Here is a 6,612-nt window from a genome sequence, read left to right on the forward strand (position 1 = left end):
TCCCTGTGCTGACGGTCATGTAGACCATGTCCTCGCTACCTCGCCCCGCTCCAAACATGTACTCTCCCAGGGCTGCGCAGTGCGCATCGTTCTCGATCAGAACCGGAACCGGAAATTCTTTCTGCAGAATGTCGCGAATGGGAACGTTTTCCCACCCTGGCAGATTGGGCGGTGAGTAGATGACACCTGTCTTGCTGTTAAGCGGACCTGGCGCTCCTAAACCAATGCCGGCTACCTGCTCTAGTTCAACCCGTGCCTCGGCCAGCGCCTGACGGATGGCATCACAGATGCGCGGGATCAGGCGCTCCGGGGTCGCATCTTCGCCGGTCAGCAGGCCCACGCGCGAAAGCAGGGTGGCCCCACGCAACACCGCTACCCGTAGCTGCGTTCCTCCCAGATCAACGCCGACGGCCAGGGGGAGATGCGCAGTCTCTGTCGTCGCTGCTGTCGTCGTAGCTGTGATCACTTGGTCTTCTGGCATATGTCTCGGCTTCCTCGCAGATGGTCTTTTACTATGTGTGTCCCTTCTTGCGGGACGTAGAGAGAGGGGCGACCGATGATTGTCTGCGCTCCTATCCCTCCAACCAGCCACCGAGCGGGACGCACGCTATACCCCCAGGTGCGGCTTGGGCAGGCAGGGGGAGCGCTATTCGGCATAGATGATACTCCATTTGCAGGCAAGCAACAAGTGACCGTTCTCCTGAGCTTGCTTTCCCTCTGCGCCTGGTTACCAGCTCCTTCAGCCCGTGCTTGAGGCCAGGCTCTTCTTGCGCTTGTTAATGGCACCCGCTCTGAGCGTGTAGCATTGATGATGCCTCCCGCCTTACAATAAGGCCAGGGACCATCATGATGGCGCGCTGGTGATCTATGCCCGCGCCTAGAAAGGCTGCTTCTTCTAGAATGGCTGCGCCTGAGATTTCATCGCCTACTCCGCCTTCGGCTCGCGCAACTTTTGTCACCGGTTGCGGCGCTGGTCTGCTAGCCGGGCTGGCCTCCTCGGGCTGTATGCTCCTGCTGAATGCCTTTGCCCACGGCGTGTCTCTGCCAGAACAGGTCGGGGCCACCATTACGGCCCTGATGCCCCTCTCCCTCTTTCAGTTTCTGCAGCAATTGCTCGGCGACGAGGCGAAACGCTATCTGCTGATTTGCGTTCTGCTCGGGCAGTGTCTGGTCTTCGCCGTGAGCGGCGGTTTGTACTTGCTGGTCCGCCGGCGCTGGCAGGTACGGCCAAGGCTCGCACAAGGACCGCATCTTGGCGATGGTCTGGTGTTGGCGGCGCTGCTCTGGCTCTTTGCCGGCCTGGTGGTGCTACCACTGACTGGCGCCGGTCTCTTCGGGGTCGCCCTCAGTATCGGCTGGCTCAATAGTATGTGGAGCCTGGCCGCGAGCGGCCTGGTCTTTGCTCTGCTCTTCTCGCCAGCCTATCGCTGGTTGAGCGCCAGTGGCATTCGTGAAGAGCTGCACCGCGCAGAGGTAAGCGAGCGGCGTCAGATGCTGCTGCGCCGTGGCCTGATTCTGGGTGGAGTGGGCTTACTGGCCGCCTTCGCTTTCCGTTTCATTACGCAAGGCGCCCACGCTCCGAGTATAACTTTGCGCGGCTTTAAGAGCCGCCTTGTTCCCCCGCCGCGACCAAACTACGGCTCCCTGGTGCCAGTGCCCCATCTGTCTTCTGAGATCACCCCGAACGATCAATACTACGTGGTCTCTAAGAACCTATTGGCCGATCCAGTTGTGAACCCTGCGAGCTGGCGCCTAAGCATCAGTGGACAAGTTGAGCAGCCCTACACGCTCACCTATGCCGAGCTGATGGCGCTTCCTATGCGGAGCCAGTACGAGTCGATGATGTGCATCAGCAACGAGGTTGGTGGCCCCTACATGAGTAATGCCCTCTGGGAAGGCGTCCCCCTGGCCGATCTTCTGCAGCGCGCACGACCTCAGCCGGGAGCCACAAAGGTGGTCTTCTACTGCGCCGATGACTATAGCGATAGTCTTCATCTCGCTAAGGCCCTGGAGCCGACCACGCTTCTCGCTGTGCGCATGAACGGCGTCACTTTGCCGGAGCGACACGGCTTTCCTGTGCGTTTGCTGGTCCCCGGCATCTACGGCATGAAGCATGCCAAGTGGATCACACGCATTGAGGTAGTCAACTACGACTACCAGGGCTATTGGCAGCAGCGCGGCTGGAGCGACGAGGCCCAGATTCGCATGACCACACGCATCGATACCCCCCTTGATGGCAGTCGCCTTCAGGCCGGGAGCCTGACTTATATCGCCGGCGTGGCCTTTTCCGGAGATCGTGGCATCAGTGAGGTCGATGTGAGCTTCGACCTGGGGCAGAGCTGGCAGCGCGCCACGCTCAAGCGCCCTTTATCAAAGCTGACCTGGGTGTTGTGGGAACTGCCCTGGCGCGTGCCGACTCGCGCTGGCAGCTATACGATCACGGCGCGCGCCATCGATCTGCAGGGCAATGTTCAAGACCCTCACCCGGCGCCTCCTCTGCCCGACGGAGCCTCGGGCTACCATACGATTACGGTCATCGTCTCTTAATGCTATCCTTGCTCTATTGTCTTTTTATACATTCTCACTAGAGATTAACCTTTTTCTGCAGGAAGTCCAGGAGCAAGCGATTGACTTGCTCGGGCTGTTCCTGCTGCACCCAATGTCCGCTTTCGGGCAGATAGACGATGCGGAGCTGCTCGACATAGGGTTCCAGGCCGCGGGTTAGCTCGACACTCAGGGCAATATCCTGCAGGCCCCAAATGAGCAATGTTGGCGCCTGGATACGAGGGAAATTGAGCACCTGACGCCGCCAACAGGCTCGCGGCAGATCGCGGACAAATTGTCGATAGTAGGCCAAGGCTGCAGGAAGAGCACCAGGCTTCCTCATAGCGGCCTGGTACTGGGCCGTCACAGAGCGCGGAAACGCTTCCTTTTGCACGGCGCTCCCGCGCAGCATTCTGCCAATTTCGTTGGCACCGTTACGGCTCAGCACATACTCTGGCAGCCAGGGGAGCTGGAAGGCAAAAATATACCAGCTCATGCGCAGTTGCTTCGGGGAGCGCAGTTCACGCAACATGGCAGCCGGATGCGGGGCGTTCATAATCACCAGGCGTTCGACTAGCTCGGGATAGCGCATCGCTACTTGCCAGGCGATGACCCCGCCCCAGTCATGGCCCACAACAATGGCCCGCTCGTAGCCCAAAGTCACAATCAGAGCCGCTACATCGCGCGCTAACGTGCGCAGGTCGTAGCCACGGCGCGGCTTCTCGCTCTCGTTATAGCCGCGCAGGTCGGGGGCCACCACACAGTAGCCAGCCTCGGCCAGTACGGGGATCTGATGACGCCAGGAGTACCAGAACTCGGGGAAACCGTGGAGCAACAGGACCAGCGACCCCTGACCCTGCGTCACATAATGGAAGCGAATACCGTTAGCCACAATAAAGCGGTGCTCCCAGGAGGCCCATGCCGCTTCTTCTGTGCCTGTTATCGCAGAGGACATCGCGTCAGCACTCCTTGCCAGCGCAGCTTGCTGGCAGCTCATTTCGCCATTAGCCGGCCCTGCCATCGAGCAGAGGCCAGCGACACTGCTTACAGCAACAATAGAGCGGCCCAGCCGGTCCAGCCCGCGAGCTACTCCCGAGCCTGGTGGGCTGGGCGCTGGGCCGCTCTGCACGCGCGTACTCGCCTGCTCTGCGCCAGCGATGCCCTGAGGCCACCTCCCTCCAGGCAGGAGACCGCCCGGCACCGCCAGCAAGATTGAATAAGCTGGCCGGCTACTTAAGGTCTTGCAGTAGTTGGCTCAGCCAGGCTCTCAGTCAATATTGCGATCGCCGTAGATGATGGCGCGCTTCACCTGCTCGATCAGATCGGTCACCGGAATCCCGCGCGGGCAGGCATCCGAGCAATTGAAGATTGTTCGGCAGCGCCAGACGCCGTTCCGCTGGCCAAGGATCGCCAGGCGCTCAGCCGTGCCCTGATCGCGGCTATCGAAGATAAAGCGATGAGCGTTGACAATGGCCGCCGGCCCGACCCAATCGGGATTACCCCAGATCGATGGGCAGGAGCCAGTACAGGCTCCGCACAGAATACACTTCGTCCCCTCGTCGTAGCGTGCGCGCTCTTCGGGACTCTGCAAGCGCTCGGTTCCCGGCTCATTATCGTAGGTGATCAAATAGGGCTTAATCGACTCGTACTTGCGGAAGAAGGGGTCCATATCGACCACCAGATCCTTGATCACCGGGAAACCAAGCATCGGCTCGACCGTCACCTTCTCGCCCACATCGCGGATCAGGACCTTGCAGGCCAGGCGATTGCGTCCATTGATGCGCATGGCATCCGAGCCGCAAACACCATGCGCACAAGAACGACGAAAAGTTAAGGTGCCGTCGATGGTCCACTTGATCGTATTGAGCGCGTCCAGCAAGCGGTCGACGGGGCTGGCCTCAACCGTATACTCAGCCCAGTAGGGCTTCGCATCCTTATCGGGATCGAAGCGCTTAATGCGCAGGGTAACTTTCATAGCACCTCACCTGTCTTAGAGCGTCTTCCCAGAGCTGGGACGCGCCTAGTATTTGCGTTCCTTGGGCTTAAAGATCGGGTCATCGATCAGGATGACATCCTTATAATCGAGGCGAGCATCACAGGCGCCATCGCCCTTATAGATCAAGGTATGCTTGAGCCAGTTCACATCGTCGCGCTCAGGATAATCCAGGCGATAATGAGCGCCGCGGCTCTCTTTGCGAGCGAGAGCGCCGTGGACCGTGGCCGCCGCGCAATCCAGGAGGAAGCCCAGCTCAATGGCTTCGACCAGCTCTGTATTGAAGGTCTTACCTTTATCTTGAAGCTGAACCTTCTTATACGCCTCCTGCAGGCCGGCGATGGTCTCCATAGCATGCTGCAGGCCCTTCTCATGGCGCTCGACAAAGACATTCTCCAGCATCTCGCCCTGCAGCTCATTGCGAATGCGCGCCGCTGACTCGCCGCCTTTTGAGGAGAGCAGATGGTCAACCATCTCGCGAGCAAAGTCCTCGTGATGCGGCGGCAGAGGGACGTGATCGTTCTCAGTGATGAACTTAGCCATATGCTTGCCCGCGCGGCGCCCGAAGACGATGAGGTCGACCAGCGAATTGGTGCCTAGGCGATTGGCCCCATGCACTGAGACACAGGCCACCTCGCCAGCAGCGTAGAAACCTGGCAGCGGCGTCCACCTCGAATCGATCACCACGCGCCCATCATTATCGGTCGGAATGCCCCCCATCGCGTAGTGCGCCGTCGGCTGGATCGGCACCGGCTCGCGGATCGGCTCCACGCCCAAATAATTGCGCGCGAACTCCGTGATGTCCGGCAGCTTTTCCGTAATGACCTTCTCGCCTAAGTGGCGCAGATCGAGGTAGACATAATCTTCCCCATTGACGCCGCGCCCTTCCTTGATCTCCTTGATGATGCAGCGGGAGACAATATCGCGCGGGGCCAGGTCCTTGAGTGTGGGCATGTAGCGCTCCATAAAGTACTCGCCCTTGCCATTGAGCAGGCGCGCCCCCTCGCCACGCGCTCCCTCGCTCAGCAGTACCCCCACCTTATAGAGACCCGTGGGATGGAACTGGTACATCTCCATATCTTCCAGGGGGATGCCGCGGCGATAGGCGATCGCCATGCCATCGCCCATGCAAGCAAACGCATTGCTGGTTACACGCCAGGCGCGACCATAGCCGCCGGTAGCAAAGAGCACGGCCTTGGCGTGGAAGGTATGGATCTCGCCCGTGCGGATCTCCAGCGCCACCACCCCACAGGCACGCCCTTCATTGATCAGCAGGTCAAGGGCCAGAAACTCATTAAAGAAGCGCACCTGATTCTTGATGGCGTTCTGGTACATGGTCTGGAGCAGCATATGCCCCGTGCGATCGGCGGCGTAACACGAACGACGGACCGGCGCCTCGCCATAGTTGCGCGTGTGGCCACCAAAGCGGCGCTGATCGATGCGTCCATCCGGCGTGCGGTTAAACGGCAGCCCCCGATGCTCCAGCTCATAAATGGCGTCGATGGCATCACGGGCCAGGATCTCAGCCGCCGGCTGATCGACCAGATAGTCGCCGCCCTTGATGGTATCATACATATGCCACTTCCAGTGGTCTTCCTCTAGATTGCCCAGCGCCGCCGCAACTCCTCCCTGGGCCGCGCCCGTATGGGAGCGAGTGGGATAGACCTTCGAGAGGACGGCCACGCTGGCGTTGGGCAACTGCATCGCTGCCATCAGCCCGGCGCCGCCAGCCCCGACGATGACGACATCAAACTTCTGGTACATGATATTCCCCTCTCTAGTGGGTCACGCAGGAAGCGCCTTGCAAACTACCCGGCACAGGCTGGAAAGTCACAATCGTAATCGTTCCCAGCAGGAAGAAAGCCAGAGTCGCCAGCCCTACCAGCGAGACCAGGAACAGGCGCCAGCTACGACTGCGTACATAGTCATCGATCACCACGCGCAGACCATTCATGCCATGCAGCAGCGCTAGCGTCAGTAGCAGCCAGTCATACAGACGCCAGTAGGGATTTTGATAGCGATGGGCTACAAACTGATAGCTGGTGCAGGCGACATCGGTCGTCACATGCATGAGG

The 6,612-nt window shown here is 59.9% G+C and carries 6 protein-coding genes; 1 reads left to right on the top strand and 5 read right to left on the bottom strand.

Annotated elements, in window-relative coordinates:
• A partial coding sequence (locus IRZ24_RS15155) for an ROK family protein (protein WP_297165708.1) occupies positions 1–481 on the bottom strand: 481 nt, incomplete at its 3' end.
• 419 nt (positions 482–900) lie between these two features.
• On the opposite strand from IRZ24_RS15155, the gene IRZ24_RS15160 reads away from it, so the two are divergent.
• The gene (locus IRZ24_RS15160; protein WP_297165710.1) at positions 901–2,547 is read left to right on the top strand and encodes a molybdopterin-dependent oxidoreductase; all 1,647 of its coding nucleotides are present in this window, start codon (positions 901–903) and stop codon (positions 2,545–2,547) included.
• Between the two features lie 37 nt (positions 2,548–2,584).
• Here the strand turns inward: IRZ24_RS15160 and IRZ24_RS15165 are convergent, their stop codons facing one another.
• The 4 genes from IRZ24_RS15165 to IRZ24_RS15180 all read right to left on the bottom strand — a co-directional run.
• Positions 2,585–3,499 (bottom strand): alpha/beta hydrolase, encoded by a 915-nt coding sequence (locus IRZ24_RS15165; protein ID WP_297165712.1) that lies wholly within the window; start codon positions 3,497–3,499, stop codon positions 2,585–2,587.
• 312 nt (positions 3,500–3,811) lie between these two features.
• Complete coding sequence (locus tag IRZ24_RS15170) at positions 3,812–4,519, bottom strand: succinate dehydrogenase iron-sulfur subunit (RefSeq protein ID WP_297165714.1); 708 nt, start codon at positions 4,517–4,519, stop codon at positions 3,812–3,814.
• 45 nt (positions 4,520–4,564) lie between these two features.
• Positions 4,565–6,301, bottom strand: a complete 1,737-nt coding sequence (sdhA, locus tag IRZ24_RS15175; RefSeq protein WP_297165716.1) for a succinate dehydrogenase flavoprotein subunit — start codon at positions 6,299–6,301, stop codon at positions 4,565–4,567.
• Positions 6,302–6,314: 13 nt separating this feature from the next.
• Positions 6,315–6,612, bottom strand: a 298-nt coding sequence (locus tag IRZ24_RS15180; protein ID WP_297165718.1) for a hypothetical protein, incomplete at its 5' end; no start/stop codon positions are given.

Source organism: Thermogemmatispora sp., assembly GCF_019683755.1.
Lineage (GTDB): Bacteria > Chloroflexota > Ktedonobacteria > Ktedonobacterales > Ktedonobacteraceae > Thermogemmatispora.

What these genes read in the sequence shown, in the direction of transcription:
- sdhA (WP_297165716.1), bottom strand. Translation starts at nt 6,301, where the DNA reads ATGTACCAGAAGTTTGATGTCGTCATCGTCGGGGCTGGCGGCGCCGGG.
- IRZ24_RS15170 (WP_297165714.1), bottom strand. Translation starts at nt 4,519, where the DNA reads ATGAAAGTTACCCTGCGCATTAAGCGCTTCGATCCCGATAAGGATGCG.
- IRZ24_RS15165 (WP_297165712.1), bottom strand. Translation starts at nt 3,499, where the DNA reads ATGTCCTCTGCGATAACAGGCACAGAAGAAGCGGCATGGGCCTCCTGG.
- IRZ24_RS15160 (WP_297165710.1), top strand. Translation starts at nt 901, where the DNA reads ATGGCTGCGCCTGAGATTTCATCGCCTACTCCGCCTTCGGCTCGCGCA.